The sequence below is a fragment of the Brevundimonas sp. ABV4_179 genome, assembly GCF_056311945.1.
In genome coordinates, this window is sequence record NZ_CM149976.1 from 2,285,519 (window position 1) to 2,311,680 (window position 26,162).

The 26,162-nt window shown below is 65.5% G+C and carries 26 protein-coding genes; 16 read left to right on the top strand and 10 right to left on the bottom strand.

The annotated features are described in order from the left end of the window. Positions 1-169: 169 nt before the first annotated feature. Together ACYX4P_RS10965 and ACYX4P_RS10970 are read left to right on the top strand one after the other, a co-directional pair. Positions 170-871: a polysaccharide biosynthesis/export family protein gene (locus ACYX4P_RS10965; protein ID WP_248116447.1), complete on the top strand. Its 702-nt coding sequence runs from the start codon at positions 170-172 to the stop codon at positions 869-871. Then, the gene (locus ACYX4P_RS10970) at positions 868-2,127 is read left to right on the top strand and encodes an MATE family efflux transporter (RefSeq protein WP_248116449.1); all 1,260 of its coding nucleotides are present in this window, start codon (positions 868-870) and stop codon (positions 2,125-2,127) included. Before ACYX4P_RS10965 ends, ACYX4P_RS10970 begins: the two co-directional genes overlap by 4 nt. Here ACYX4P_RS10970 and ACYX4P_RS10975 read toward each other — a convergent pair. Then, positions 2,114-3,457 (bottom strand): O-antigen ligase family protein, encoded by a 1,344-nt coding sequence (locus ACYX4P_RS10975; protein WP_248116451.1) that lies wholly within the window; start codon positions 3,455-3,457, stop codon positions 2,114-2,116. The two genes, ACYX4P_RS10970 and ACYX4P_RS10975, sit on opposite strands and share 14 nt — an antisense overlap. Then, positions 3,450-4,250, bottom strand: a complete 801-nt coding sequence (locus tag ACYX4P_RS10980) for a WecB/TagA/CpsF family glycosyltransferase (protein WP_248116453.1) — start codon at positions 4,248-4,250, stop codon at positions 3,450-3,452. Before ACYX4P_RS10980 ends, ACYX4P_RS10975 begins: the two co-directional genes overlap by 8 nt. Before the next feature lie 97 nt (positions 4,251-4,347). On the opposite strand from ACYX4P_RS10980, the gene ACYX4P_RS10985 reads away from it, so the two are divergent. The 9 genes from ACYX4P_RS10985 (at position 4,348) to ACYX4P_RS11025 (ending at position 11,736) form a co-directional block, all read left to right on the top strand. Next, positions 4,348-5,022: a sugar transferase gene (locus ACYX4P_RS10985; protein ID WP_248116455.1), complete on the top strand. Its 675-nt coding sequence runs from the start codon at positions 4,348-4,350 to the stop codon at positions 5,020-5,022. Beyond that, the gene (locus ACYX4P_RS10990; protein ID WP_248116457.1) at positions 5,019-5,969 is read left to right on the top strand and encodes a glycosyltransferase family 2 protein; all 951 of its coding nucleotides are present in this window, start codon (positions 5,019-5,021) and stop codon (positions 5,967-5,969) included. Before ACYX4P_RS10985 ends, ACYX4P_RS10990 begins: the two co-directional genes overlap by 4 nt. Continuing rightward, complete coding sequence (locus ACYX4P_RS10995; protein WP_248116459.1) at positions 5,966-6,928, top strand: glycosyltransferase family 2 protein; 963 nt, start codon at positions 5,966-5,968, stop codon at positions 6,926-6,928. The genes ACYX4P_RS10990 and ACYX4P_RS10995 overlap by 4 nt, the downstream gene beginning before the upstream one ends. Positions 6,929-7,048: 120 nt before the next feature. Beyond that, a complete protein-coding gene (locus ACYX4P_RS11000) occupies positions 7,049-7,804 on the top strand; it encodes a transaldolase (protein WP_248116461.1) in 756 nt (251 codons plus the stop codon). Positions 7,805-7,806: 2 nt separating this feature from the next. After that, complete coding sequence (locus ACYX4P_RS11005; protein ID WP_248116463.1) at positions 7,807-8,364, top strand: D-glycero-alpha-D-manno-heptose-1,7-bisphosphate 7-phosphatase; 558 nt, start codon at positions 7,807-7,809, stop codon at positions 8,362-8,364. Between the two features lie 6 nt (positions 8,365-8,370). After that, complete coding sequence (locus ACYX4P_RS11010) at positions 8,371-8,985, top strand: SIS domain-containing protein (protein ID WP_248116465.1); 615 nt, start codon at positions 8,371-8,373, stop codon at positions 8,983-8,985. An 11-nt stretch (positions 8,986-8,996) separates the two neighbouring features. Then, entirely contained in the window at positions 8,997-10,004 is a 1,008-nt protein-coding gene (locus tag ACYX4P_RS11015; RefSeq protein ID WP_248116468.1) for a GHMP family kinase ATP-binding protein, read from the top strand. Further along, positions 10,004-11,062 carry a GHMP family kinase ATP-binding protein gene (locus ACYX4P_RS11020; RefSeq protein ID WP_248116470.1) on the top strand — a complete coding sequence of 353 codons (1,059 nt, stop codon included), beginning with the start codon at positions 10,004-10,006 and terminating at the stop codon, positions 11,060-11,062. Before ACYX4P_RS11015 ends, ACYX4P_RS11020 begins: the two co-directional genes overlap by 1 nt. Further along, the gene (locus tag ACYX4P_RS11025; RefSeq protein WP_292046289.1) at positions 11,059-11,736 is read left to right on the top strand and encodes a sugar phosphate nucleotidyltransferase; all 678 of its coding nucleotides are present in this window, start codon (positions 11,059-11,061) and stop codon (positions 11,734-11,736) included. Before ACYX4P_RS11020 ends, ACYX4P_RS11025 begins: the two co-directional genes overlap by 4 nt. A gap of 16 nt (positions 11,737-11,752) precedes the next feature. Here the strand turns inward: ACYX4P_RS11025 and ACYX4P_RS11030 are convergent, their stop codons facing one another. From ACYX4P_RS11030 to ACYX4P_RS11040, 3 genes are read right to left on the bottom strand one after another with little or no spacing between them, the layout of a single operon-like run. Continuing rightward, complete coding sequence (locus ACYX4P_RS11030; protein WP_248116474.1) at positions 11,753-15,127, bottom strand: error-prone DNA polymerase; 3,375 nt, start codon at positions 15,125-15,127, stop codon at positions 11,753-11,755. Further along, positions 15,124-16,683, bottom strand: coding sequence for a Y-family DNA polymerase (locus tag ACYX4P_RS11035; RefSeq protein ID WP_248116477.1), 1,560 nt, complete (start codon positions 16,681-16,683; stop codon positions 15,124-15,126). Before ACYX4P_RS11035 ends, ACYX4P_RS11030 begins: the two co-directional genes overlap by 4 nt. Further along, the gene (locus tag ACYX4P_RS11040; RefSeq protein ID WP_248116480.1) at positions 16,574-17,155 is read right to left on the bottom strand and encodes an ImuA family protein; all 582 of its coding nucleotides are present in this window, start codon (positions 17,153-17,155) and stop codon (positions 16,574-16,576) included. Before ACYX4P_RS11040 ends, ACYX4P_RS11035 begins: the two co-directional genes overlap by 110 nt. 379 nt (positions 17,156-17,534) lie before the next feature. Between ACYX4P_RS11040 and ACYX4P_RS11045 the strand changes: the two genes are divergently transcribed. Genes ACYX4P_RS11045 through ACYX4P_RS11055 form a run of 3 tightly spaced genes read left to right on the top strand, consistent with a single transcriptional unit; the run spans position 17,535 to position 20,134 of the window. Then, positions 17,535-18,128, top strand: a complete 594-nt coding sequence (locus tag ACYX4P_RS11045) for a site-specific integrase (RefSeq protein WP_476069497.1) — start codon at positions 17,535-17,537, stop codon at positions 18,126-18,128. 57 nt (positions 18,129-18,185) lie between these two features. Further along, complete coding sequence (locus tag ACYX4P_RS11050; RefSeq protein ID WP_185223775.1) at positions 18,186-19,283, top strand: type IV toxin-antitoxin system AbiEi family antitoxin; 1,098 nt, start codon at positions 18,186-18,188, stop codon at positions 19,281-19,283. Beyond that, a complete protein-coding gene (locus ACYX4P_RS11055; protein WP_476069499.1) occupies positions 19,277-20,134 on the top strand; it encodes a nucleotidyl transferase AbiEii/AbiGii toxin family protein in 858 nt (285 codons plus the stop codon). The genes ACYX4P_RS11050 and ACYX4P_RS11055 overlap by 7 nt, the downstream gene beginning before the upstream one ends. On the opposite strand, the gene ACYX4P_RS11060 is transcribed toward ACYX4P_RS11055, so the two are convergent. From ACYX4P_RS11060 to ACYX4P_RS11080, 5 genes are all read right to left on the bottom strand, one after another. Next, complete coding sequence (locus ACYX4P_RS11060; protein ID WP_476069501.1) at positions 20,131-20,667, bottom strand: SLATT domain-containing protein; 537 nt, start codon at positions 20,665-20,667, stop codon at positions 20,131-20,133. The two genes, ACYX4P_RS11055 and ACYX4P_RS11060, sit on opposite strands and share 4 nt — an antisense overlap. After that, the gene (locus tag ACYX4P_RS11065) at positions 20,664-21,590 is read right to left on the bottom strand and encodes an SMODS domain-containing nucleotidyltransferase (protein ID WP_476069503.1); all 927 of its coding nucleotides are present in this window, start codon (positions 21,588-21,590) and stop codon (positions 20,664-20,666) included. Before ACYX4P_RS11065 ends, ACYX4P_RS11060 begins: the two co-directional genes overlap by 4 nt. Positions 21,591-22,219: 629 nt before the next feature. Further along, on the bottom strand, positions 22,220-22,777 hold the full coding sequence (locus ACYX4P_RS11070) for a DUF1353 domain-containing protein (protein WP_404417854.1): 558 nt from the start codon (positions 22,775-22,777) through the stop codon (positions 22,220-22,222). Between the two features lie 9 nt (positions 22,778-22,786). Then, positions 22,787-23,803: a hypothetical protein gene (locus tag ACYX4P_RS11075; protein ID WP_404417851.1), complete on the bottom strand. Its 1,017-nt coding sequence runs from the start codon at positions 23,801-23,803 to the stop codon at positions 22,787-22,789. A gap of 29 nt (positions 23,804-23,832) precedes the next feature. Then, positions 23,833-24,849: a S1/P1 nuclease gene (locus ACYX4P_RS11080; RefSeq protein WP_404417848.1), complete on the bottom strand. Its 1,017-nt coding sequence runs from the start codon at positions 24,847-24,849 to the stop codon at positions 23,833-23,835. A 110-nt stretch (positions 24,850-24,959) separates the two neighbouring features. On the opposite strand from ACYX4P_RS11080, the gene ACYX4P_RS11085 reads away from it, so the two are divergent. Next, on the top strand, positions 24,960-25,232 hold the full coding sequence (locus ACYX4P_RS11085) for a hypothetical protein (RefSeq protein WP_404417845.1): 273 nt from the start codon (positions 24,960-24,962) through the stop codon (positions 25,230-25,232). 356 nt (positions 25,233-25,588) lie between these two features. Then, a complete protein-coding gene (locus tag ACYX4P_RS11090) occupies positions 25,589-25,945 on the top strand; it encodes a hypothetical protein (RefSeq protein WP_404417839.1) in 357 nt (118 codons plus the stop codon). Positions 25,946-26,162: the final 217 nt, after the last annotated feature.

The following is a 26,162-nucleotide window of genomic DNA, read 5'->3' on the forward strand; positions in this document are numbered from 1 at the left end:
GGCTCTGGAGCAGGACGATCCCGCCGACGGGGGCGAGGCTGCCGGTCAGCCTGTCTCATAAAGCCCTGAGTCGTAGGCGCAACGCCAGTCCGGCCTTGGCATTGTCGGTGAAAAACAGAAAGATGGCGCAGGCGGCGGCGCGCGAGTCGGTCCGCGACAAGGAACCCCGATGGCCGTCTGGCGCACGATCGCGATCGCCCTGGTGCTGTTTTCGGCCGCCTGCGCTTCGGGCGGCGGCGTGCGGGGGCAGGCCCAGCCTTATGATTTCGCGCCCTGGGGGCAGGACGACTATCAATATCGGCTGGCGGCGGGCGACGCCCTGCGGCTGGGCTTTCTGGTCGAGGACGGACTGAACGCCGACGTCGTGCTGGGGCCGGACGGCCAGGGCGTGTTTCCCGTGATCGGTCCGTTGCCGGTCGGCGGCCTGACCGTGCGCGACGCCAGCCAGAGGCTGACGGAAGCCTATGCCGGGGTGCTGCGCAATCCGCAGGTCCAGATCAGCGTGTCGACCTATGGCGCGTCGCAGATCTATGTGGGGGGCGAGGTCAAGACGCCGGGCGTGGTTCAGATACGCGGCGAGATGAACACGGCCCAGGCTATCTTCGCGGCCGGCGGATTCGCCGAGACGGCGGGGACGGGCAAGGTGGTTGTGCTGCGGCGCGTGGCGGACGGCCGGCTGGCGTCGCGGATCGTGGACGCCAAGGCCCTGCTGAACACCGACCCGCGCCAGGACTTCCTGCTGCATCCGGGCGATCTGATCTTCGTGCCGCGTAGCGCCATTGCGGAGGTCAATCTGTTCGTCCGGCAATATCTGAATGGCATCCTGCCTTTCAACTTCGGCTTCAGCTACGATCTGAACCGCTTCCGATGAGGAGGCTGGCGGGGCGGATCGGCCGCGCGTCGCCCTATCTGACGGCCATCGTCGAACAGGGGCTGTTCTCGCTGCTGAACCTGGGCGTCGCCTTGGCCCTGGGACGGGTGATGGCGCCCGATCAGTTCGGCGCCTGCGTGCTGTGGTTCTCGGTCGCCTATGTGCTGGCCAGCGTGCAGAACGCGGTCAGCGTGGCGCATCTGCAGGTCCTGCCCAACGGCAGGGGCGTCGACGCCACCCGGTTCGCGACCGAGCGGCTGATGCTGGGCGCCACACTGTGTTTCTGGGTGGCGGTCGCGGCTAGCGTCGCCCTGGCGGTCGAGCTGATGACCGGCGACGGGCCGTTCGCGGCCTGGGCGGCGGTGCTTTTCGTGCCGGCCTATCTGTTGCAGCAATATGTGAGGCTGACCTTATTCAGCCGAGGCGAACCGGGCGGGGCGACGGTTCAGACAGGGGCTGTGCTGGCGGGGGCGGCGGCGTTCCTGGCGTTGGGGTCGACCGTGTTTCGGCCCCTGCAGGCCGAACATGTGCTGGCCCTGATGGGCGCGGCCTATGCGGTTGTGGGTCTGGTCGGGTTGGCTCGGGCCAGCAGGGGTTTGTGGGTCGGCTTGGTGGGCGCCTTGCCGAGCTATGTGGCCTATGGCCGGCAATCCGGTTGGCTTTTTCTGGGGGTGTCCAGCACCGAAGTTCTGGCTCGGTTCTATGTGTTCGCCATCGGCGCCGCCTATGGGCCCGGGGTGCTGGCGGCCCTGTCGTTCAGCCAGACGTTCCTGCGGCCCGTGCCTCTGCTGGCCTCGTCTTGGAGCATGGCGGCAAGAAGCGATCTGGTGGCGCGGCGAGAGGTCGACGACTGGCGCGGCTATGTTCGGCTGTTGACGATGTCGGCCATGGCCGGCTCGACCTTCGCCCTGGTCTGGGCGGGTCTGGTGTGGGCGGCCTGGCCCACGATCACCGGCCTGGCGTTCGACGGCAAATACGCCGAGGCCCGATGGATGCTGCCGCTGTGGGGGCTCAGCGTGGCGTTCGGCTTCACTCAGGTGGTGGTCAGCACGGGCTTACAGATTCTGAAGGCGTTCAAGGCCTTGGCCATCGCTAACGCCTCGGCCTCGGCAGTCGCGGCGGTCGGGGTGCTGTGGGGCATCGGCCGGCTGGGACCGGCCGGCGCGATCCTGGGCACGGCGGCCGGCCAGGCGCTGGAGGCGGCGGCGATGCTGGCGGTGCTGGTCGTGTTGATCCGCCGTCTCAGGCGCGGATGAAGCGTCGCTCGATTTCAACCCCCAACAGAAGCAGCACCGTGCCGAAGATGGAGTTGGCGGTGAAATAGCTGCTTTCCATGAAGTTGTGGCCGAACACCATCAGCGGAAAGACGCCCAGCAGAATGGCGGCGCCCAGCCGTCCGCGATCCCCGCTCACGGCGTCTCGGATCAGGATGAGACCGCCGACGATCCAGCGTAGGAGAACGATGACGGCCCCCGTCAGACCGATCATGCCGGTCGTGACCGCCAGGTCCAGGAAGCCGTTGTGCGCTTCGTTGGTATAGGCGTCGGGCTGGGCGAACCAGGCGTCGGTCTGCAGGCTGGGCTGGACGGTCGGGTTGATGTCCCAGAATGAGCCGAAGCCCCAACCCTGAATCGGCCGCTTGACGAACTCGTCCCAGACGAAGGCCCAGACTTCGGTGCGCTGGGTGAAGGTGATGCCGGCGAACGGCGCCCAGGGATCGGCGCCGACAACGAGACAATAGGCCAGCCAGCCGAAAGCGACCCCCGCCACCATCAAGGCGGCTATGGCGATCAGACCCCATCGCACGATGCGGCGCTGCGCCATCAGGGACACGATGACCGGCGTGGCGCAGGCCAGGGCGGCGAACAGGCCCATGCTGGTCTTGGACAGGCTGGCGACCAGCAGCACCAGGGCCAGGACAGTGACGCCCCACCAGAAGGCGCGCGCCCGCCAGTCAGTCCGAGACCAGGCGTAGGTTCCACAGACGAAACCCGCCAGCAGCATGACCGCGCCCAGAGTGTTCTTGTGCGAATGGATGGCGGCCAGACCCAGCGGCGTCATCGACACGCCGGGTGCTGCGACCCAGGACAGGATGTCGACGCCCACCAGCACGGCGCACCCCGTCGCCATCGCAAGGTGCAGTCGTCGACTGTCGTCCAAACCGACTGCAATAGCCACGCAGATCAAGAGATTGATCGCATAGAGGATCAGGCGGCGCGTGGAGACCGCAGGGTCCAGGGCCCAGCGAGTCGTCAGTACAAACCAAGCGAACAGGAGCAAAAGGGGCAGCAGCTTCAACAGCATGGCCGGAAGCGCCCGACGACGGAACCACAGCAGCGGCGCCGAGAGGCCGAACAGTCCCAGCCAGACGAGCCGGTTCACCGGCGACGCCTCGGCCCCGCCGGTCAGGGGATCGACGACAATCTCATGCTGATAGGGATTGGGGCCTATGCAGATATAGAGCAGCATCAACACCAGCACCGCGCCGGCCCACAGGGCGATGGCGCGGTCGGCTTGCGCGCCGCGTCGACGCGCGTCCTGATCCAGACGTCCCTGCCAATCCTGAATGCGCGCGGCGTCAGCCACGCGGACTCGGGGACTTGAGCCGCAGGCGGTAGGCGAGGGAGTCGATCAGGCCAAGGCCCAACCCGTAGAGACCACGCACCAGATAGCGGCGCCACAGACGACCCGGCTCGCGCGCCAGGCGATAAAGCCAGACCAGTCCCCGATCCTCCATCCAACGGGGCGCGGGCGGGGTGCGGCCGATCAGGGTTGTGATCGAACTGCCGATGCAAAGGCCAAGGCCCGTGGACCGCCCATCCTCCATGATGCGCAAACACAGCTTTTCCGACTGTGGGGGGCCCATGGCGATGAAGATGAAGCGGGCGGGGTGGGCGACGACGAACTCCACCGCCGTCTGAACCGCTTCGGCATCGCGGATGAAGCCCATCGGCGGATTATGATGGGCGACGCGCGTCAAGCCGAACTGACGGACCAGGTCAGCGATGACCGAGGCGTCTCCACCGATGATGGTGATGGGGTCGGCGGGGCCGATCACGGTCTTGAACAATCGTTCGACCACATGGGATCCTGGCGCGAACCCCAGGTCCACACCACCGATTGCGGCGGCCTTGCGCAACACGCGGCTGTCGTTGGTGCTGAGCCAAGCGCGAGCGCTGATGCGGTCGAACGCCTGGTCCTTGCGGCGCAGCCAGGCGTGTTCGGCGTTTGGCGTGATCAGGAGGTCGAAGGGCAGGTCGGCCGGACGCGCCGCCAACGCCGCGACTGTCTGGTCCGTCGTCATCCGATGAAACCGCAGGCCCGCGAAGCGCACCTCGGGCTGCGGCTGAAGACGGCTGTTGGGCGACAGGCTGTTCATGATGCGACCGTTCTGCGTTGCATCGCGGCAAACTGCAATTCGCTTGCCGCGATAACGGCGACGCGCGACATGGCGTGGTTCTTGATATAGGGGCGGCATGAGCGACGCCGCCTTGCCATTGTCGAACGAAAAACCCGCTTTGCCGCGTCTGGCAGGCGGCCGTGACGTGCGCCTGGGATTGGCGTTGAAACGGCTGATGGACATCGGAATTTCAGCCGTCCTGCTGGTGGTCCTGTCACCCTTGCTGCTGGCCATCGCCCTTCTGGTCAGGGCGACCTCGCCTGGTCGGGCGTTGTATGGCGTGGACTGGGTCGGGCAGGGCGGCCGCCGTTTTCGAGGCTATAAGTTCCGAACCATGGGGATCGACGCTGATCGCCAGGAAGAGGCGCTGCAGTCCCAGAACGAGATGCGGGGGCCAGCCTTCAAGATGGAGAATGACCCGCGCGTCACGCCGCTGGGACGCGTGCTGCGGCGCTATAGCTTGGACGAGTTCCCGCAGCTGTGGAGCGTACTGAAGGGCGACCTGAGCCTGGTCGGGCCGCGCCCGCCGCGCGTGCATGAATACGCGCGCTTCACCCCCTTCCAGATGAGCAAGATGGCGGTCAAGCCCGGGATAACCTGTCTGTGGCAGGTCGAGGGGCGCCATCGGATCAACGACTTCGACGAATGGGTGCGGCTGGATATCCGCTATATCGAGACCTGGTCGCTGGGACTCGATGTCTGGATCCTGATCCGCACGGCCGGGGTGGTGCTGCGGGGGACCGGCGCATGAGCGTGGACATAAGCGTCGTCATCCTGAGCTATGATCGGGTGCATCTGCTGGAGCGGACGTTGCGCGGCTGCGCTGTTCAGGGCGGGGACTGGGGCGGATTCGAGATCATCGTCGTGGATAACCACCCCACTCAACTGGCGCGGGGGTTGGTCGAGCGGCTGGCGGTCGAGACGGGCGTGGCCATGACCTATCTGGCCGATCCGCGACGCAACATCTCCATTGTCCGAAACAAGGGCATCGCCGCCTCGCAAGGCCGCTATATCGCCTTCATAGACGACGACGAAGAGCCTCAATCCGGCTGGCTGGCGGCCCTGACGACCTGTCTGGACCGCACCGGCGCCGATGCCGCCTTTGGCCCCAAACTGCCAGAGTTCGAGGGCGGACGCGCGCCGGATTGGGACCCCGCTGGTTGGCGCTATACGCTCGATTTCCAGATGCCGGCGGACGAGCAGATCCATATGTTCGGTCGGCTGCGCAAACGCGGCAAGGGCCTGGGCAGCGGCAATGCGGCCTTCCGGGTCGCAACCTGCCTGGAGGGGGCAGAGCCGTTCAGCGTGGCGTTCGGCGACGCCAATGGCGAAGACACCCAGCTGCTCTTTCGTTTGGCGATGGCGGGGCGGCGCTTCGTATGGTGTCCCGACGCCGTGGTTCGGGAGTTCATCGAGACCAGCCGCGCGCGGCCGGACTATATGATCACGCGCATGAAGCGCGGCTCGCAGCACTATGCCGTGTGCCGGATCGATACGAGCGACAACAAACTCCTGACCAAGGCCAAGGTGGCCCTGCTCGGCCTGGCGCAGACGACGGTGCACGCCGGCCTCTATGTCGCCGCGGGCGAGTTTCTGGATCGCAAGCAGCGCTACGATCACCGGATCGGCATGGCCAAGGGCCTGGGCAAGCTGACCTGGCGCGCCCCTATCGGCTTCATCGCGGAGAAATCGGCGTGAGCGAGGCGGCGCCCGACCTGACGCTAGCCATACTGACCTATGATCGGCCCGAGGGGCTGGAGGTGACGCTGCGGTCCTGTCTGGCCCAGACGAACAGCCTGGGTCTGGCGCTGGAGATCGTCGTGGTGGACAACCATCCCGGCGGGGCAGGGAAGAAGGTGGTCGAGTCGTTGGCGCCCAACTCGCTCTGGCCGATCCGCTACATTTCGGACCTGACCCGAAACATGGCCGCCGTGCGAAATCGCGGATTCAGGGAAGCGCGCGGGCGCTGGCTGGCGGTCATCGACGACGACGAGATTGCCGATCCCGACTGGACCGACGCCCTGGTCGGTGCGCTGAAAGCCACGGACGCCGACATCGCTGTGGGTCCCCGTTTCGCGGTGTTCGAGGATGGGGCGCCGCCCGCCTATGATCCCGAAGGCCGCCAGTTTGTGCGCGACCTGGGTCTGGCCGATCTGGCGGAGATCGAACTGACCGGACCGTCCGGGCGGCCGCGCTATGGCCTGGGCACCGGCAATTCCATCTTCGATGTGAAGCGGTGTTTTCCTGACGGCCAGGCCGCCATGCGCGAAGCCTTCGGCTATGCGGGCGGGGAGGACGCCGAGCTGTTCGTGCGGCTGCATCGTCAGGGGCGGCGCATCGTCTGGGCGGCGCGTGCTCGCGTCACAGAAGTGGTGTTTCGAAATCGGACGGCCATCCCCTATCGGCTCATCCGCACCCGTCGCGAAACGCAGCACTATGTCTCGATCTACGTCGATGGGGCGCGGCGCCCAGCCCTGGCGCGGGCTGAATTATTCGGAAAAGGGTTAATACAAACGGCCGTCGGCGGCGCCCTGTCCTGGCTGACGGGGGAGGACCGCTCGACCTCTCGCCTCAGGTGGCGACTGCTGACACAGCATGGATTGGGCAAGCTGACGTGGCGCCGGCCGGTGGGCTTCATCGATGAGACAATCGTCTGACAACCATGGCGAGCCTTAACCTTTTCGATTAAGGGGGCGTCGTTTTGCAGCCGATATAGTCGGCCCACGGCACGCATCTTGGAGGATGCAGGGCCGAACCGTTTTCCGAAGGATTTCCCCATGCTGACCCAGGTCGATCGACCCATCGTCTCGAAGGCGCCGCCGATGCCGTTGATCGCGGGGCTGAAGCTGTTCGGAGACGGGGCCAGCCTGGCGGATTTCTCGCGCCTTCACGCGCAGGGCATGGTCACGGGATTCACGACCAATCCGACCCTGATGTTCAAGGCGGGCGTCAAGGATTACGCCGAGTTCGCGCGGCAATTGATCGCCCTGATTCCCGACATGCCGCTGTCGTTCGAAGTCTTCTCCGACGACTTCCAAGAAATGGATCGCCAGGCGCGGGTGATCGCCAGTTGGGGCGACAATGTCTATGTGAAGATTCCGATCACCAACACCAAGGGTCAGTCCAGCCTCCCGATGGCGCGCGCTCTTGCCGCTGACGGCGTGAAGCTGAACATCACCGCCATGCTGACGCTGGAGCAGGTGGCCGAGGCGATCGAAATCCTGGCCGACGACACGCCCGCCATACTCTCGGTCTTCGCGGGGCGGATCGCGGACACTGGCGTCGATCCTGCGCCGGTCATGCGGGCCGCCGTGGCCATGGCCGCGCGCAAGCCGCTGGCCGAAGTTTTGTGGGCCTCTACCCGCGAAGTGCTGAACGTCTTCCAGGCGGCGGAGTGCGGTTGCCACATCATCACCGCCACGCCGGACATTCTCAAGAAGCTGGACATGGCGGGCAGGGATCTGGACGCCCTCTCGCTGGATACCGTGGCCATGTTCCGCGCCGACGCGGTGGCGGCGGGCTTCACCCTGTAATCATGTCAGGTCGTCCCGCCATATTCCTGGACCGCGACGGCGTTCTGAACGACGTGGTGTGGCGCGACGGCAAGCCGGCGTCCCCGCGCACCGTGGACGAACTGCGGATCGCGGACGGAGCGGCCGAGGCCGTGCGAGCGCTGGGCCAGGCGGGCTATCTGACCTTCGTCGTTACCAATCAGCCCGACGTGCGACGCGGCAAGATGAGCGCCGAGGCGCTGGACGCCATCCACGCCGCCCTGGTCCGATCCGTGCCGGTGGACGAGGTCCGGGCCTGTCTGCACGACAACGCCGACCTGTGCGATTGCCGCAAGCCCAGGGCCGGGATGTTGTTGGACCTGGCGGCGCGCTGGAACATCGATCTGGCCGACAGCTGGATGGTGGGCGACATGGACCGAGACATCGCCTGCGGCCGCGCCGCCGGGTCGCGGACCGCCCTGCTGGCGCGACCTTACAACAGCCAGGCCGGGGCCGATGTGGTCGCCGCCGATCTTCATCAGGCCGTGGCCTGGATTCTTCAAACCACGCCGGCCGATCCGGCGCCCGCCCTTCAGGACTAAACAGCCATGTTCGCCGACCATTTCTTCGCCGCTGCCGAAAAGGCCATGGCCGCCATCGACCGGAACGCCGTTGAAGCCATGGCCCAGCGCCTGGCCGAGGTGCGCGAGCGCGGTGGGCGCCTGTTTCTCATCGGCGTTGGCGGCAGCGCTGGCCACGCCAGCCACGCCACCAATGACTTCCGCAAGATCTGCGGCTTTGAAGCCTATTGCCCGACCGACAATGTCTCGGAACTGACCGCCCGCATCAATGACGAGGGCTGGGAAGGCACCCTGTCGACCTGGCTGGAGACCAGCCGCCTGAAGCCCGAAGACGGCCTGCTGATCTTCTCTGTCGGCGGCGGCAGCATCGAACCGCCCGTCAGCGCCAACATCGTGCGCGCGATCCAGCTGGCCAAAACCCGCGGCTCTATGGTCACCGGCATTGTCGGCCGCAACGGCGGCTATACGGCCGAGGCCGCTGACGCCTGCGTCATCGTGCCGACGGTCGATCCGCAACTGATCACGCCGCTGGTCGAGGGTCTGGCCGCCGTGGTCTGGCACCTGCTGGTGTCCCATCCGGCCCTGGCGCTGCACAAGGGCCACTGGGAGCAGATCGCACCCGTCGCCGCTCCTGCCGCCTGAGCCGTCGCCCGATGATCACAACCCGCACCCCGCTGCGCGTCACCCTGGGTGGGGGCGGCACCGATCTGGAAAGCTATTACCGCAACGACGGCGGCTTCATTTTCGGCATGGCGCTGGACAAATACATCCGTGTCGTCGCCCATCGTCCGGCCTTCGACGACCGGGTGGTGGTGTATGGCCCCCAGCCCGAGGTGTCGCCGCGCGCGACCGGGGTACAGCATGAACTGGTGCGCGCCGCCCTGATGGCGCACGGGTTTGACGACCGGCTTGAGACTGCGTCGCTGGCCGATATCGCAGGCGGTACGGGGCTGGGGTCCTCGTCCAGCTTTCTGGTCGGCTTCCTGAACGCCCTGCACGGTCTGAAGGGCCAGAAGCCGTCGCCTCAGGCCCTGGCCGAGGAAGCCTGCGATCTGGAGATCCGTGTCCTGAGCAAGGGCATCGGCAAGCAGGACCAGTATATGGCGGCCTTTGGCGGCCTGACCACGCTGGACATCGCGCCGGACGGTCTGGTGGTGGTCAAACGGGTCGATCTGGACGCTGAGGTCGAGGCGGCCTTCATCGAACACACCCACATCTATTACACTGGCCTGCGCCGCGACGCCGCCGTGGTTCTGGCCGATCAGCACACGGCCATGTTGTCCGAGGCCGCCCCGCGCCGCGAGACGGTCAGCGATAGTCTGGGGTTCATCAAGGATTTGGGCTACCGCATCCGGGACGCCTGGATGGCGGGGGATCTCGACGGCTGGGGCCGTATGCTGGACGACCACTGGAGCCAGAAGAAAAAGCTGTCTGGCAAGATCAGTTGGTCCGCCGTCGACGACCTGTATGACCATGTGAAGCGCGATATGGGCGTGACCGGCGGCAAGGTGATCGGCGCCGGCGGCGGCGGCTTCCTGATGCTTTTCCACCCCGGCGACGGCGCTGAGCTTGAGGCCTATATGGCCAGCCATAACATGCCCCGTCTGCGCTATGGCATCGACCGAACCGGTTCGCGCCAGATGGCCGAAACGCCCCTGTAATGGTGCGTGCCGGGCAAACGCCGAACTGGGGCGTGCGGGCGCGTGCGCCGCTGCGGCTCGGCCTGGCCGGCGGCGGCACCGATCTGTCGCCCTATTGCGATCAGTTCGGCGGCGCGGTTCTGAACGCCACGATCGACCGGTTCGCCTTCGCCCACATCGATGCGAATCCCGAAGGCCGGTTGGCCTTCCGGGCGCGTGATATCGGCGTCGAGGAGGTGATGGACCCGGTCATGCCGCCAGTCGATGGGGGTGATCTGGGGCTTCACCGTGCGGTCTATCGTCACGTCGCCGAACGTTGGCTGGGCGGAGCGACGCCGCCGTTGACGGTCTCCACCACTTCGGACGCGCCGGCCGGTTCGGGTCTTGGGTCGTCGTCGGCCCTGGTCGTGGCGTTGGTCGAGGCTTTTCGGGTGGCGCTGGATTTGCCGCTCGGGCCCTATGATGTGGCGCGGCTGGCCTATCGGATCGAGCGGGTGGAACTGGGGCTGTCCGGCGGGCGACAGGACCAGTATGCAGCGGCCTTCGGCGGCGTGAATTACATCGAGTTTCTCGCCGACGAACGGGTAGTTGTGAACCCGTTGCGCGTCCGGCGCGCCTATCTGAACGAGCTGGAATCCTCCCTCGTCGTCTGTTTCACCGGCCAGTCGCGGCGGTCCGAAACCATCATCAACGAGCAGGTTAGGGGGCTCACCGATCTGGACGCCGGCGTTCTGGACGGCATGCATCGCCTGAAACAGGACGCAACAGCGATGAAGGAGGCGGTCCTGGAAGGCGACATGCGCCGCGTCGCCCGCGTACTGATGCGCTCGTGGGAGGCCAAGAAGATGACGGCGTCCGGCATCGCCACGCCCAAGGTCGATCAGTTGTTCGACCTGGCTCTGCGCGAGGGCGCGTGGGGGGGCAAGGTGTCCGGGGCGGGAGGCGGCGGCTTTCTGATGTTCTGCACCGACCCCGAAAACCGCTATCGACTGACCGCAGCGCTGAACGAGGCGGGCGGTGCGGCCAGCGCCGTCAAGTTCACCCTGGACGGCGCCGAGGCCTGGAGCGTGCCGCGATGAGCGCAGGGCAGGCCGTCTTTCTGGTCGGGGGCAGAGGGTCGCGCCTTGGCGACCTGACCCTCGACACGCCCAAACCCCTGTTGCCGGTGGGGGGACGCCCCTTCATAGAACACTTGCTGGACAAGGCCGTGCGCGAGGGGTTCGACGATCTGGTCCTGTTGGCCGGCTATCGGCATGAGGCGATCAAGGCCTATGCGGGGGAATGGAGCGGCGTTCCATTGCGGCTTTCCATAGAGCCGGAGCCGCTCGATACGGCTGGCGCAGTCGCGCACGCCGTGTCGCTGTTGCGCGACGATTTTCTGCTCGTCAACGGCGACACCTGGTTTGATTTCGAGTGGTCCAGCCTGCGGCTGTCCGGCGGATTTTCCGGCCTAGTCGCCGCACGCGATGTTTCGCCGGCGGATCGCTACGAAACCCTCGACATCCGCGAGGGCCGGGTCGTCGCCATCCGCCCGCGCGCCGACCTGGCGGCCGGTGTCATCAACGGCGGCGTCTATCGTCTAAGGCGAGATGTCTTCGCCGATGTGCGCGGCCGAGCCTCGCTGGAGAAAGACACTCTGACCACCTTGTGCGCTGACGGCCTGCTCGGGGCGGAAACCAGGACCGGCGCCTTCATCGATATCGGACTGCCGCATAGTCTGAAGGCGGCGAACGACCTGTTCCCTCCAAGTTAGCAGAGCGGCGGCCGGGTCAGTGGAAATCCCGCGACCCCGGCAGGATGCGGATGTTTCGCGGGTGGCGGTGTGTGGGTTGGCGAGGCTGCTGAGGGTGAGCCACGACGTCGGCGCGGGCCAGTTGAATATTGGTCTGCCGGTCCTGCGACAGGGTTTCCAACTCGGTGGATCGATCAAAGACCTTATGGACCACGACATGGACCACATCCTCCGGGCTCTTTTCTATGACGCCCTCGACCAGCATCAGGCGCGCGGACATCACCTCGCGTCGGAACTGTTCGAACATACGCGCCCATAGGACGACATTGGTGATCCCGGTCTCGTCTTCCAGCGTCACGAAGATCGCATTGCCCTTGCCTGGTCTTTGACGCACCAGAACCACGCCGGCCACCTGAACCCGGGTTCCGCCTTTAAGGGCTTCCGCCGCCTGGCACGTCAGAACGCCTTCGGCATTGAAGGTCGGGCGCAGGATGTGCATGGGGTGCGCCTTCAGCGACAGGCGCGTGGTCTGGTAGTCGGCCGCCACATGCTCTCCCAACGACATCTGCGGCAGGCGACAATCGGGCTCGTCGCCCAGTTCTCGCGCATCGGCCGCGGCGAACAGGGGCAGTGGGGCGTCGTCTGGAAGCCGGCGGACGGCCCATAACCCCTCTCGCCGCCCCAGATTCAAGGAGCGAAAAGCGTCCGCGTCCGCAAGCTTGCGCATCGCCGCAGTCGGCAATGCGGCGCGTCGCGCAAGGTTCTCCACGTCGCGGAAAGCCGACCCGATCCTGGCCTGAACCAAGGCTGTCGCCCAATCCTCTCTGAACCCGTCGATCTGACGCAGCCCCAAGCGCAAAGCCGGCTCGCCCGAGGTCGGCTCCAGGGCATTGTCCCAGTCGCTGAACGCCACGTCGATCGGCCGGATTTCCACGCCCCCTATCTCATGGGCTTCGCGCACGATCTGAGCCGGCGCGTAGAAGCCCATCGGCTGGCTGTTGAGCAAGGCGCAGGCGAAGGCGGCCGGATAGCGACATTTGAGATAGGCCGAGACATAGACCAGGCGGGCGAAGGACACGGCGTGGCTTTCGGGAAATCCGTAGGAACCGAACCCCTTGATCTGATTGAAGCATCGGCGTGCGAAGTCCGCGTCGTAACCCCGCGCGATCATATTCGTGACCATCAGGCCCTCGAACCGCTCCAGATCGCCTTCGCCCTTGAACGTGCCCATGGCCTTGCGAAGACCGTTGGCCTGTTCGGGCGTGAACTGGGCGGCGACCATGGCGATCTTCATCGCCTGTTCCTGGAAGAGCGGCACGCCCAGGGTCTTCTTGACGATGGACTCCAACTCGTCCTGCGGATGTTCGAGGCCGGGCCGGGGGTAGTCCGGTTCTTCCAATCCGGCGCGCCGCCGCAGATAGGGATGGACCATGTCGCCCTGGATCGGGCCGGGTCGGACGATCGCCACCTGGATGGCGAGGTCGTAGAATTTTTCCGGTTTCAGGCGTGGCAGCATATTGATCTGGGCGCGGCTTTCGACCTGGAACACGCCGATCGAATGCCCCTTCCGCAGCATGGCGAAGACATCCTCCTGGTCGTCTTCGATGGTGTGCAAGGCATAGGTCTTGGCGTGGTTCGCCTGGATCAGATCGAAGGCTTTTCTGACGCAGGTCAGCATGCCGAGCGCCAGGACATCCACCTTCATGAGACCCAGGTCGTCGATGTCGTCCTTGTCCCATTCGATAAAGGTGCGGTCCGGCATGGCCCCATTGTGGATGGGCACGATCTCGTCCAGCCGACCCCGCGTCAGGACAAAACCGCCGACATGCTGGCTGAGGTGACGGGGGAAGTTCAACAGGCGCGAGGCCATCTTCACCGCGCGCGAAATCATTGGATTGGCGGGGTCCATGCCGGCCTGTTCGACATGAGCCTGGGTGATATCCGCGCCCCAACTGCCCCAGTGACTGGCGGCGAGACGTGCGGTCACATCCTCGCTGAGCCCCAGAACCTTGCCGACTTCACGGATGGCGCTGCGGGGGCGGAAATGGATAACGGTGGCGGCGATGCCCGCGCGATGTCGCCCATAATCCTGGTAAAGATACTGGATGATCTCTTCGCGCCGCTCGTGTTCGAAATCCACGTCAATGTCGGGCGGTTCGCCGCGACTGGATGACAGGAAACGTTCGAACAGAAGATCATGCTGCGCGGGGTTCACGCTGGTGATGCCCAGCACGTAACAGACGGCGGAATTGGCCGCCGACCCCCGTCCCTGACACAGGATGCCCAAGTTCTCCGCCTTCTGGACGATGCGGTGGATGGTCAGGAAATAGGGAGCGTATTCGGCCGTCTTGATGAAGGTGAGCTCCTTTTCCAGCGTCGCGCGCACGCTTTCGGGAATGCCGTCGGGATAACGCATTCCGGCATTGCGCCACGTCAAATGACTCAACCAATCATCAGGCGTCTTGTCCGGCGGTATGGGCTCATGGGGATATTCGTATTTGAGATGCGCCTTCAGATCGAACATCACGCGCGCCAGAAAATCGGTCGTCTCAGGCACTGCGGCGGGGTAATCCCTGAACAGCCGTTTCATCTCGGAGGCGGTTTTGAGATGGCGTTCCGCATTGGCTAACAGCCGGTGGCCGGCGACCTCCAGGGTGGTGTTTTCGCGGATACAGGTCAGGACGTCCTGTAGGTCACGCTGCTCCGGCGCGTGGTACAGCACGTCATTGACCGCCAGCAGGGGAACGCCCGTGTTTCGAGCCATGGCCTGCAATCGCGCGAGGCGGCGGCGGTCATCTCCCTTTCGGAGCATGGCGGCGCCCAACCAGACCGCACCGGGCGCGCCCTGGGCGATCCGAGACAAGGTGGCCTCAAACCCCGCCAGCCGATCGGGCGGCATGACGATAAGCAGGATGTCTTCGGGAGCGGCCAGCAAATCGTGAAGACCGATTTCGCACTGGCCTTTCTTCGCGCGCCGATTTCCCAGCGTGAGCAACCGCGTCAGACGTCCCCATCCGGCGCGGGTTTCGGGATAGGCGAGGATGTCGGGCGCGCCGTCGCTGAAAACCAGACGCGCGCCCAGGATCAGTTTGAAGGTCTGGGCGCGCCGCCTGACCTGGTCGGATAGGGCCGGATCAATGGTGTGGTCTTCATCGACGGTGACTTCACCCGGCCCCGAGCCTTCTCGTCGAAAGTCAGGCGGAAGAAGACCATGTTCTCGCAAGGCCTTTAGCGCGCTCCAGGCGCGGACCACGCCGGCGACGGTGTTGCGATCCGCGATGCCCATGCCGGCATGACCCCGCAGGAGCGCCGTCGCCACCATCTGTTTGGGGGATGAGGCCCCGTGAAGAAACGAGAAGTTGGTCGTCGTCGCCAGTTCGGCGTAATCGCCAGAAGGATCAGGTTCGATCATGCGAACAGGCCATGGATGAACCAACGTTGCTGTTCATCGACGCCGTATTCGCCTTGACGAAACAGCCAGAAACGGCGGCCGTCCGTGTCCTCCACGCGATAGTAGTCGCGGGTGCGCTGTCCCGGCGCACGCCACCATTCTCCAGCGATCCGCTCCGGCCCTTCGGCGCGTGTGACCTGGTGCAGAACGCGACGCCAGCGGAACTTCAACGGATGACCGTCGGGCACTTCGGCCAGGGTCTCGATCGGCTGAGGCGGATCGAACAGCTGCAAGGGGCGCAAGGGCGGATCGTCCGGGTCCAGGTCAGGCCAGTCGCCGTCGCCGGACCGGGCCGAGGCCTGAACCCGTCGCGAGGCGCGTTCTGGAATATGGGACGCGAACGGCTCGAACCGGATCACCGCCTCGGGACCCAGCCGGGCGGTGAGTTGATCCACCAGCAGGCTGAGGGACTCTTCGCCCGGCGCGTCCTCCTCTAGTCCCTGCTGAGTCGGTGTCAGGACCTGCGTCCACACGACCGTCATCCGCGTCTGATCGAACCCGAATCCGGGATCCAGCGGATTGGGCAAGGCCGCGATCCGTTCCTGAAACAACCTCAGGATCGCCTTTTCATCCCGTGTCGGTCGCCCCGTGCGCACGACAATGCGCCGCACCGCGCCATCCACGCGATAGAAGCCCGCCTCGAAGGCGCGGCCGCCCAGGCTGATCTGGTCCAACTGGGTCATGGTCTCGATCAGCAGGTCGGACAGGATGCGGTCGATATCCTCCAGAGTCGTGATCGGCTCGAAGAAAACCCGGTCGACAACCACGGGAGCGGGGGGACGATGAGGGACGATGCGAATGTCCTCTTCACCCAGGATGCGCGCCAATCGGTTCGGGAACCCGACGCCAAATCGCGCGGCCAAGGGCGCGCTCGCCCGGTCGTCCAGATCGCCCAGTCGCTTCAAGCCCAAGCGGCGCAAAGCCACCTCGTCCTTGTCGGGCAGTTCCAGCGCGGCGACCGGCAAACGGCGGACAGCCTGGCGATCCTGCCCCGGTTCGAACAGGCCGCCGGGACCGAAGCGAACAAGCGCGCGCGCGGCCTGCGGCGTTGCAGCCAGGGCGCACCGGGTCTGAAGGCCGAAGTGCTCGCCGCGAGCTTGGACTGCGTGCAGCAGCCCCTTTTCGTCGCCGAACAGATGCGCGCAGCCGGTTGCGTCCAGGATCAGGCCATCCGCAGGATCAAGCGCGATCATGGGGGTGAAGCGGTCGAAATCCTCCAGAACCTGTTCGAGAAAGGCGGCATCAGCATCCGCCAAATGCGGGACGACACGCAGATCCGGCGTGCGTGCGCGGGCGTCGGCCAGGCTCAGTCCAGGCGTCAGCCCCACTCGTGCGGCCGATGGATCGACAGCGGCCAGCCTCAGTGCGCCCTTGACCTTTTCCGTCAGAACCAAGGGCGAGGTATGGTCAGGCGGCGTATCGTCTTTCGCCTCCTGGCGCAGCAGTCGGTCGCTGGCCAGCCAAGGAAACCAGACCGCCAGGTAACGGCGGGGGCGGCTGAAATGATCTCTGCTCACGATCCCACTCCACGATGCTTGTTCCTGTCTGCCCGCCGCCCCGCCGCCGCAGCAGGGTCACGGAAAAAGACGGACGGCCCGGCGCTCCGCCTTCCAGGGGGACCGAGGCCGATGAGGCCACAGACCATCGGCTTTCGGCGGCGCTGGGGCAGGGCGCGGCGGCGGCGCGCGCCAGAAACAGTGTTCCCCCTCCGGTTTCAGCCGCCAGCGCCAGACGTCGGCTGGCCGTCATGCTGAAAGCCTTCGCTTCGCCCCAGGCGCTCAACACCACCGCGCCCACGGCGAGACAGCGCAAAGCCTCTTCACCCACGGCCAGCAGGGTGTGCACGTCGCGAGTCCGCACCAGCAGAATGTCACGGGCCGACAGGCCCATTTCATGCAGGCCACGCCCGTAAGGGCGCCCCGTCTCTTGCGCCATCATGTCGTGCATGCCCCACAGGATCGGCCGATCCCCCCTGATGGTCTGGGCCATCCCCAATCCGAAAGCGTTGAGAGCCACGGCGTCCGCTGGCGTCGCGGCATAGAGGTCATGCACGACCCCTGGGATCAAAGGCGCAAGAGGGGTGTCACATATCCCGCGCGCGCCGATGGCGACCCGACGATCACCAAGCCGCTCAAGCCTTTCCAGCCGAGCCTTCAAAGCCGCCAAGGCGTCAGGTTGCGAACAAATGTTCCTCATTTGTTCTAGAAAGCCCAAAACCTCTAACCAGAGTCAAGCAGAGCAATGGGCTAGGTTTCAGAGACCTGTGCTTAAGGGAGCACACGGAATGCATAACAAGTGTCGCTGATCTGAATGCTTGCGACCCGTGGCCTCGGCCTTCCGTCGCAAGATGCCGAGGGCATGGCGCATAATGCGCCAAATCCGACCTCGGTTGTACGAGGCGACGCGCGAAAGGGCTAAGAACCCGAAGAAAGAGCGTTGGCGGGAAGAGTGCGAGCAGTTCCACGACTTCGTCCTGTTCATGGTCAACACCGGGCTGCGTCCCGACGAGGCGCAGCGCCTCGAGTTCAGGGATGTCTCGATCGTCGAGGACGAGGCGACCGGCGAACGGATCTTGGAGATCGAGGTGCGCGGCAAGCGCGGGGTCGGCTACTGCAAGAGCATGCCGGGCGCCGTTCGCCCCTTCGAACGTGTGTTGAAGCGCAAGAACGGTCAGCCAACCGATCTCGTCTTCGGTCTGGTGCAGCGTGAACTGCTGAACGCGATCCTGGACGAGCTGGGTCTGAAGAAGGACCGGGATGGCAAACCGAGGACAGCCTACAGCCTGCGCCACACCTACATCTCCATGCGGCTGATGGAGGGCGCCGACATCTACCAGGTCGCCAAGAACTGTCGGACGAGTGTGGAGATGATCGAGAAATACTACGCCTCGCACATCAAGAACGTCCTCGACGCCTCGGCAATCAACGTCCGCAAGCCGAAGCCGACGAAGCGAAAGTCATGAGAGGCGGATAGCGCCTGATCGTCGTCGCCAGAGACCGAACTTGATTATTTCAGTGAAATGACTTATTTCAGCGTGATGATGAAACAGGACTTCTCAGTGAAAGAGACCGAGAGGGCGGTAGCGGAAGCGCTGCGGGAAATCCTCAGCGGTGTTCCTCTCGTGGATTTTTGCTCGATCAAGTCCGAGGTCGAGACGCCAGCTGGTAGGCACGTAGACTTCATCGCCGATATCGCCATCGATGCTCGCCCGTACAAGATCCTTTTGGAGGTCAAAAGCTCGGGCCAACCGCGCGCCATCCGTGGGGCGATCGATCAAGCACGCCATGCCGCAGAACGGGTCGGAGGCAAGTTCGTAGCGGTCGTGGGAGCGCCCTACATCGCGGACGCCGCCCGGCGCCTGTGCGAAGAGGCCGGGGTGGGCTGGATCGATCTCGCGGGTAACGTCCGCATCGTCGGCCCGGGCCTCTACATCGATCGCCAGACGACCGAGAAGCCCAAGGCGGTTGCGCGCGAGCTAAAGTCGCCGTTCGCGCCGAAATCGGCTCGGGTTCTCCGTTGTCTTCTTGAGACGCCCGGCCGAGCCTGGAAGGTGACGGACCTCGCCGAAGCCGCCAATGTGAGCTTGGGCCAGGTCAGTAACGTCCGGCGCGCGCTGATTGATCGTGAGTGGGCCTTGGCCGACTCTGACGGGCTGCAACTCACCGATCGCGAGGGGCTCCTGCGCGGCTGGCGAGAGAGCTACGAACCGCATGTGGGCGAGCGCCGACGATACTACACGACCTTGCATGGCAAGCGGCTGGATGTGGCGTTGCGAGACGCCCTGCGTGAGGCCCAGTCCTTAGGCCGGGCCGCAGCCATGTCCTTCACGGCAGCCGACTGGTGGGCGCCCTACGCCCGTGTGCCGATGACCTACCTCATGGCCGAACCCGGCGCCCTGCCGGCCTTGGTCGAGCATCTTCAGCTCAAGCCCGCCGAAAGCGGGGCCAATGTCGAGATTCTGATCCCCGACGAGGCCGAGCTGCTCGACAATCTGCGTCAGCCCGCGCCGGGTTTCTGGACGACCAGCCCGCTGCAGACCTACCTCGACCTCGGGACGGGTGGCGAACGCGGACAGGAGGCGGCGGATCATCTGCTCGCCAGCGTGTCGCAATGGTGAAGTCGGAACCGCAGAGCGCGGCGGACTACCCCGCACGTAGCACCGCCGCCGTCCGCCAGACCCTCGTCGAGATCGGCCAGATTCTAGGCGGCTATGAAGGCAAGTTCGCCGTGGTCGGCGGCGCCGTGCCGTGGCTGTTGCTCGAGCCGGACGACATGGTCCATGTCGGGACCTTCGACATCGATCTCGCGCTCGACCCGGTCGCGCTCGGCGACACCGAGTACGCGGATCTGGTGCACGCGCTTCAGGCCCATGGCTACGAGCGTGGCCCGGAGGATCGGGCGTTCCAGCTAACCCGGGAGGTTCCCGCCGAAGACGACGGTCCCCCGATCAAGGTCGTCGTCGACTTCCTAATGCCGCGGGATGCGGAGGTGCCGAAGCGGGAGCGGCCGCTCGTGAAGGACTTCGCGGTCCAGAAGGCGCATGGGGCCGACTTGGCGATCGACTTTCAGGCGCTGATCGAGATCGAGGACCGGATGCCGGGACGGTCCGGGACCAACCGCGTGAAGATCGCGGTGGCCTCGATCCCGGCGCTTCTCGGCATGAAGGGGCATGCCCTCGTCGGCCGCTTCAAGCGCAAGGACGCCTACGACATCTATTATTGCGTCAGAAACTACCCGGGCGGCCCCGAAGCCCTGGCAGAAGCCTGTCGGCCCCTGTTGGAACGGGCCAGCGCCCTTCAGGGCTATGAGAAGATCGCCGGCAAGTTTCGGGAGGTCGATGACCATGGACCTACCTGCGTTCGCGAGTTCGTGGAGAGCAGCGCGGCACTTGGGGATCGGACCCCGGAACAGTGGCAGACGGACGCCTACGGACAGGTCCGGGCCTTCCTGGACGCGCTGGGGCTCTAGCCGCCGGCGAGCGCCAGTTCCTCGGCGGTGTACTCCGCCGATCCGCCCTGGATCGACTTGAATGCCTTCTTGTGGGCTCCGGACGGGATCGGCAGGGACTCGGACTGCAATGCGCCGATCTTCTCCGTCAGCTCGGAGAGGCGCGACCGGAGCCCAGCGATATCCATCATGCCCACGTCGATCTGGACGAACTGGCGCAGAGCGCGCCGTAGTACGCCGTAGGAGACGCCGCTTCGATGGTGTTGGGACGCTCGCTCAGAAGGATTGAGGAAGGTCATCAGGGCCGTGATGGCGGCGCCGACAAGCGCGAGCGAACCGCCGATGGCCGGATCCATGTCCGCGAGAATAGTGGCTCCGGCGGTCGCGCCAATGAGCGCTGCCGGAATGCCGAGCCAGTAGGTGCGGGCGCGCCAGGCGCTGGCGGCCTCGAAATGACCCTTCTCGGAATAGAGGGCGTCCACAGCCAGTCGGCGGGCCTCAGCCAGAATGGCGTCGCGAGGGTCGCTTTCAGTCGGGCTGACGGTATCAGTCATGACAAAGGTCCAATCGCGGAGCCGAACAGCGACCGCCATTCCGCGCCCGCTCGGCGGTCGGCGTTTACCGCCTCACACTGGCAGGCGCGCTGGGCGGTCGCCAAGGCCGTTCGCGCTCGCGAAGCCCAAGCGTCGCCGATCGACACCCACTCGCCGGTTCCAGGCATCTGGACCCAGCCGCCGACATACCGGAGCATAAACTCGAAGAAGTCGCGGACCATCCAGTCCTCATAGCCAAGGGTCGCGTGCCGCCAGGTTTCGAGGAAGGCCACGGCCAGCCGCTCAAGCATGAACGACTTTATCGGCGCACTGGCATGACGCTGCCACTGTTTGGCCATTCGGATCAGGCGGCGTGTGGCGCCGAAGGTGGCGCGATCCGACGCTTCGAGCACCGAGAGTTCAGCCCAGGGATCGGTTGTGCGGTAGGAACCGCCACCATTCGCATCGGCGATCAGATGTTGGCCCGTGTCGAGACGGAAGGCCGGGATGACCTCGACAGGCATGGTCGCGAAGGGGACGACGACGACCTGGCCATCGCCTCGGATCGCGGTTTGGGGATAGGTCTGGGCCAACGCCGAGCGAACTTCCTGCAACAGTTGCGATTGGCGGTTGCCCACGCGGCCCTCGTAACGATGGAAGGTGTCGATAGGCATGCAGAACAGGACATCGATGTCGCGCGGCGGGGCCACTCGCAGCGTCTTGGCCCAGGACCCGATCAGCAGGCTGTTCTGCGCTGCATCGCCATGGCCGTAGTACCAGCGATTGAGCGCGGCCCGAACGCCCGCCTGCTTGCGTTGGCCGTCGGCCTCCTGCTGGTCAGTGATCCCCAGTCTCTGGATGAAGGCAGAGAAGCGCGGCCCCACGAGCATCCACTTCGGAGGGGGCGGTGGGAGAGTGGAAGACAGCGGAACGAGGAAGCTCAAAGGTGGACCTAGGAACGGCGGCGCAGAGCCGGCATATCGGCGATATAGGTATCGCTCCCGCTTCTGCGAGGCCTGTATGCGAAGGGGATGTGCGTCTGGAGACACGCAGCGGCGTGCTGCTGATCGACGAGCGCGGGCCGTCATGGCGTGACGACACGAACGCGGATACAAGGCCGGCTCGGCTGGCGGGCGTGGCGAAACTGGTAGACGCAACGGACTTAAGCTGAGGATTGAGTGCGCCGGGGGAAATCCCGGACGTAGAACCGCTCAAAGTCGGGGAACCCTGTCAGATGGCGATCCCGAGCCAAGCCCGTCTCCGGACGGGAAGGTGTAGAGACTAGACGGGCGGCGTCTAAGGCCTTCGGGCTATGACGAAGGGATAGTCCAGACCACGAACGGCCCTGATCAGGACCGGCGGCGAAAGTCGAAGTGGTACGAAAATCCGTCGGGCATTGCCCATGCCGGTTCGACCCCGGCCGCCCGCACCAACCCAAATCTTGTGAGATCTCGATCCATGGGGGGCGGATCTGCTAGCCGACGGCTGACCCTGACAGAGGGTTGAAGACTGAACTCGCCCCGCCGTCTATCGGTCCGAAGCAGCGGCCTTGGCGAGCGGTCCGGTGACGTGTTCATGACTGTCGATCGGAAGCGGCGGAGGTGGGGGCAGAGACGGCGCGCTCGCCCTTCTTCGCGATAGGCTTGCCGAGTTTCTGGCGTTCGGCGCGAATCTCGCCAGCTCGGTCCCAGCCGCGCTGGCCGCCGAAATTGACCGCCAGCCAAATCACCAGCCGCTCCCAGCGACCGACGTTCCGCTCGATCATGCCTTCCAGCAGGATGTCGTCAGCTTCCTTGCGGCTATAGGCCGTTGCCCGCGTCACCCCGACCGTATCGTTCCAACGGCCATCGCCCTGGGTGTCGTAGAGGAAGTCGTGAACGATGGCGGCCTTCACCCAGGGACCGTCGGGCGGATAGAAGGACCAGACCAGCCGCGGGATCGAGGTCAGGTCAGTGACGAACCCCGCCGGCACGATGATCTCCTCGTCGCGTTTGGGGCCGCTGTAGTAGGACATCGGCCGCTGCAGCGCCCAGAGCGACCGGCCGTCTCGGATCGCCGGGCCGTCCCGGTTGTCGAGCAGCACCAGATAAAGCTTGTGCGGAAAGCGTCGGCGCGGCTTGGACGGCGGCATGGTTCGGTCTCAGCCCCCAGCTTCAATCAAGAGCGCCGAGTCGCTCGTTGGACGTCTGGCGGAGCTGCCCGGTCGATCGACCAGAGGCGGCGCGCCGGTGGAGAACAAGGCCTCGACGAGGTCCGCAACCTCCGCCTCTCGCTCGACCGCATCGAGGATTGCCGCCAAGTTGGCGCTCCTGATCGACCCGTCCAAGTGAACCCCCAAGGCGTCGGGGCACAACTCGCTGTGAACCTTCCGGGCAGAAGATGCGGCCAAGGCAATATGATTCCGAGAGGGCGGGGCGGCGTAGAATTCGCACGCGTACGCCCGACTGATGAGCGCATCCGGCACAGGGCGATGACGGGTCGTGAGAACCTGTTGAACGATCGCGACCCGTCGGGCCCGCAGTTGAGACGCGGCCTGTTCGTAGACATCCACGGCGAGGATCTTCCAGACTTCGGGGCGTCTCAGCGCTCGGGCCAGGTCGTCGCGGGAGGGCGGAAAGACAGAGACGCCCAGACGATGACCGATCCAGTCTCCGACATAGTAGCCGGTGACGACGCCCACGACGCCGACCACGATCGCGCTGGTCGCTCGGCCCAGGCGCCTCAGCTCCGCCACCCGATCGGCGCGATACCGGTAGCGTTGAAGCGCCTCACCCGGGACCAGAAACGACTTGGCGCCCAGGGTCGCCGCGCCGCCGGCCAGCGCGATTGTGAGGGTGGTCGGAAGCTCGATCGAGATGGCGCCGGAGAAGGGCTCGAAACCTCGCGGAGCCTCTCGCGAAGACGAGATCGTGTCAGTGTCCGGATCGTAGGCGACGAAATGCTCGCCCTCGTAGATGACGAGCCGCACCTCGCGTTCCGTTCGCATGGCACCGACCTCACCGGACAAGGCGGCCGCCCAGGCCGCGTTGGATCGCGTGTCCATGAAGCCATGAACGAGGCCTGCGGCTGTCGTGACCAGAAAGAAGGCGCCGAAGGTGGCGCCCAGGATGGCGGCGGTCGGGAGCGGACGGTCGCGCCTCAGCGTGGATTTCGGCATCGATCGAACTTGGGTCAGGGCGTTCGCCTCTAGGCCGGTTGGTCGCCGTTCGCGGTGGGGCCCGTATAGCCCGGATCAAGCGCCTGGTTCATCAGGTGCGCCAGCCGAAAGCCCGCGTAGCGGACCCGGTTCTCAGCCACCCGATCATGGGCGGCCAGATAGGCGGCGTCGATCACCTGGCGGCGTTTCGGAGCGTTGCCGACCAGCGTCGGCGCGGTGTCGGAATACTGGCAGTTCGCGCCGATCCGGACGCAATAGAGGGTCGCCGGGGCCAAGGCGATCTGGAAGGATTCGTCGGCCCAGGCGCGCGGGTCGCCCCGGACAATCGTCTCTTCCTCGGCCAGGCTCGTATTGGCCATCAGTGTATCGACCGCCCGATAGGTGATGGTCCTTTCACCCCAGGTGGATCGGAAGTCGGCGCGCCTGCGGACCCGGTCGAACAGGCCGGCCTCCAGAATGCAGGCGTCCCAGATGGAGTGGAGGTTATCGGACCGGTACCTGGATCCCCCGCAGCGGAAGCTCGGCACGCCGATGCGGTTGCCGCCCCGGTCGTCGGCGAAGGAGACGTGCAGCGGCTGGTGGATGTCGCCGAGCCAATGTCCGAGCGCCATCAGGGCGAACACCCGGTCCTCGCGTGAGCGGGAGGAGTCCCTGAGGATGCCGAGATCGCGGTCAATGCCGGAGAGAATGCAGTTGCCGTCGCGCGGGCAGGCCGCGCTGTCGATCGTCAGGACGTTCCGGCCGACGTTGATGAAATGGTCCTGGAGGTGACGGCGCGGCATGGCGTCTTCTTCCAGGCATCCAATGTTGAAGGAGGTGTAGTGGCGGTCCGCGATCTGGCCTCGTCCCGGGACGTGGATTCCGCCCGAGCGAGACTGCAGCAGGTCGGTCAGGGCGGCGCGGGTCGCCGGCGTGAGATTGCGATAGGCAAGGTCGCAGACGGTGAGATGACCTTTCTCGCCCCAGGCCTTCGCCTCGGTCGGCGCCAGGGTCATGCCGACCATGATCGTCAGAGCCAGGATCGCTGCTGAAATCAACCAAGTCATCGCAACCTCCCCAAAGTCGAGCGAACCTTGTTCTCTCGTCGAGGTTGCGTCAATCGGATTGTGCTGACCGCGACGATGGGCCGTGCCGCGACTCTGTCTAGGATCGGTGGATGACCCGTGACGAACTCGACCTGGCGCTGGATGGCATGGCGAACAACGAGCCGGACCAGCAGCCTGGAGTGATCACGGTCGAGGCTGATCACTGGTGCGCTCACCTCTCCCAAGTCCGGGCGAGCTCCGCCTCCCTCGCGGACGGCATGCGCTATCGAAACATCAAGATCCTGGTCTTCTCCGCTTTCGAGACTGCGGTGGTCACGCGCGCTGAAGCCTGTGGGCGCGGCGAACCCTATCGTGACCTCACCCCGCGGCCTAAGACCGCCTAGCTCGGACCCTTACCGCCGCGCACGAGACCTGAACGCCGTCGCGCAGGCCGAACGCGAGCTCCTTTCGGAAACCAAGGAACGGGCGATGGTCGAGGGACGCCTCCATGCCGGAAAGGCAACGCCGGTTCGCGCTGTACGGCAAGCGGGCGTCGACAATCCTACGACCGGAACTGTCGTGCGGAGATATTCGGCCACTTTACCCGGTGGGGGCCTTGTCTCGGACCGTCCAAGGGGTGTCAGAACGCCGGGCGCGAGGTTTCAGGCCACCCGATCGGCCCGGTGCCAGAACCTGTGCTGACCTTTTTATCCTTGCCGACTCAGTCCCCAACAGCCGTTCGGGCCTTGGGGAGGGGCGTATGACGGCGGAGGAGTTTCAGGCGCTCGCCCTTCGACTGGGAGCCGTGGAGATGCATCCGATCCTGGACACCATCCGTTTCCGGGTGGCGGACCGCACGTTCGCCACCTTGGGATGGCCGGAACGCGGATGGGCGGTCGTTCAGTTGTCCGCCTCCGCCCAGGCTGCTGTTCTGGCCAGCAGCAATGCCTTCGCTTCGGACGGCGGACGGCGGGGCGAACGCGGCGTCACGCTGATCAGGCTCGACCGGGTCGATGCGCCGATGTTGGCGGAGGTCTTGGCTGACGCCTGGCGCGAGGCCTACCGGTCCCGCGATGTGATCGCGGCCGGCGCCGCCACGACAAGCGCGCGGGTCTAGCTTCTATCGTCTCGAGAGCGCGCGGGGCCTGATCGCGTTGGACGGCTCCGTCGAACATTTGCCCGAAGGCCGGAGTTCCGGCCTTCGGCGTCGAAGGCGGCACGCCGATCACCTGTACGGACGACGGGCGTCGACCGGCCGTCGAGCGCAGATGTACGCGCAGACCGCCCTGGTCCATGTCGTGCCGGCTTCGTCGAAGATTAACGAGGCGCAGGCT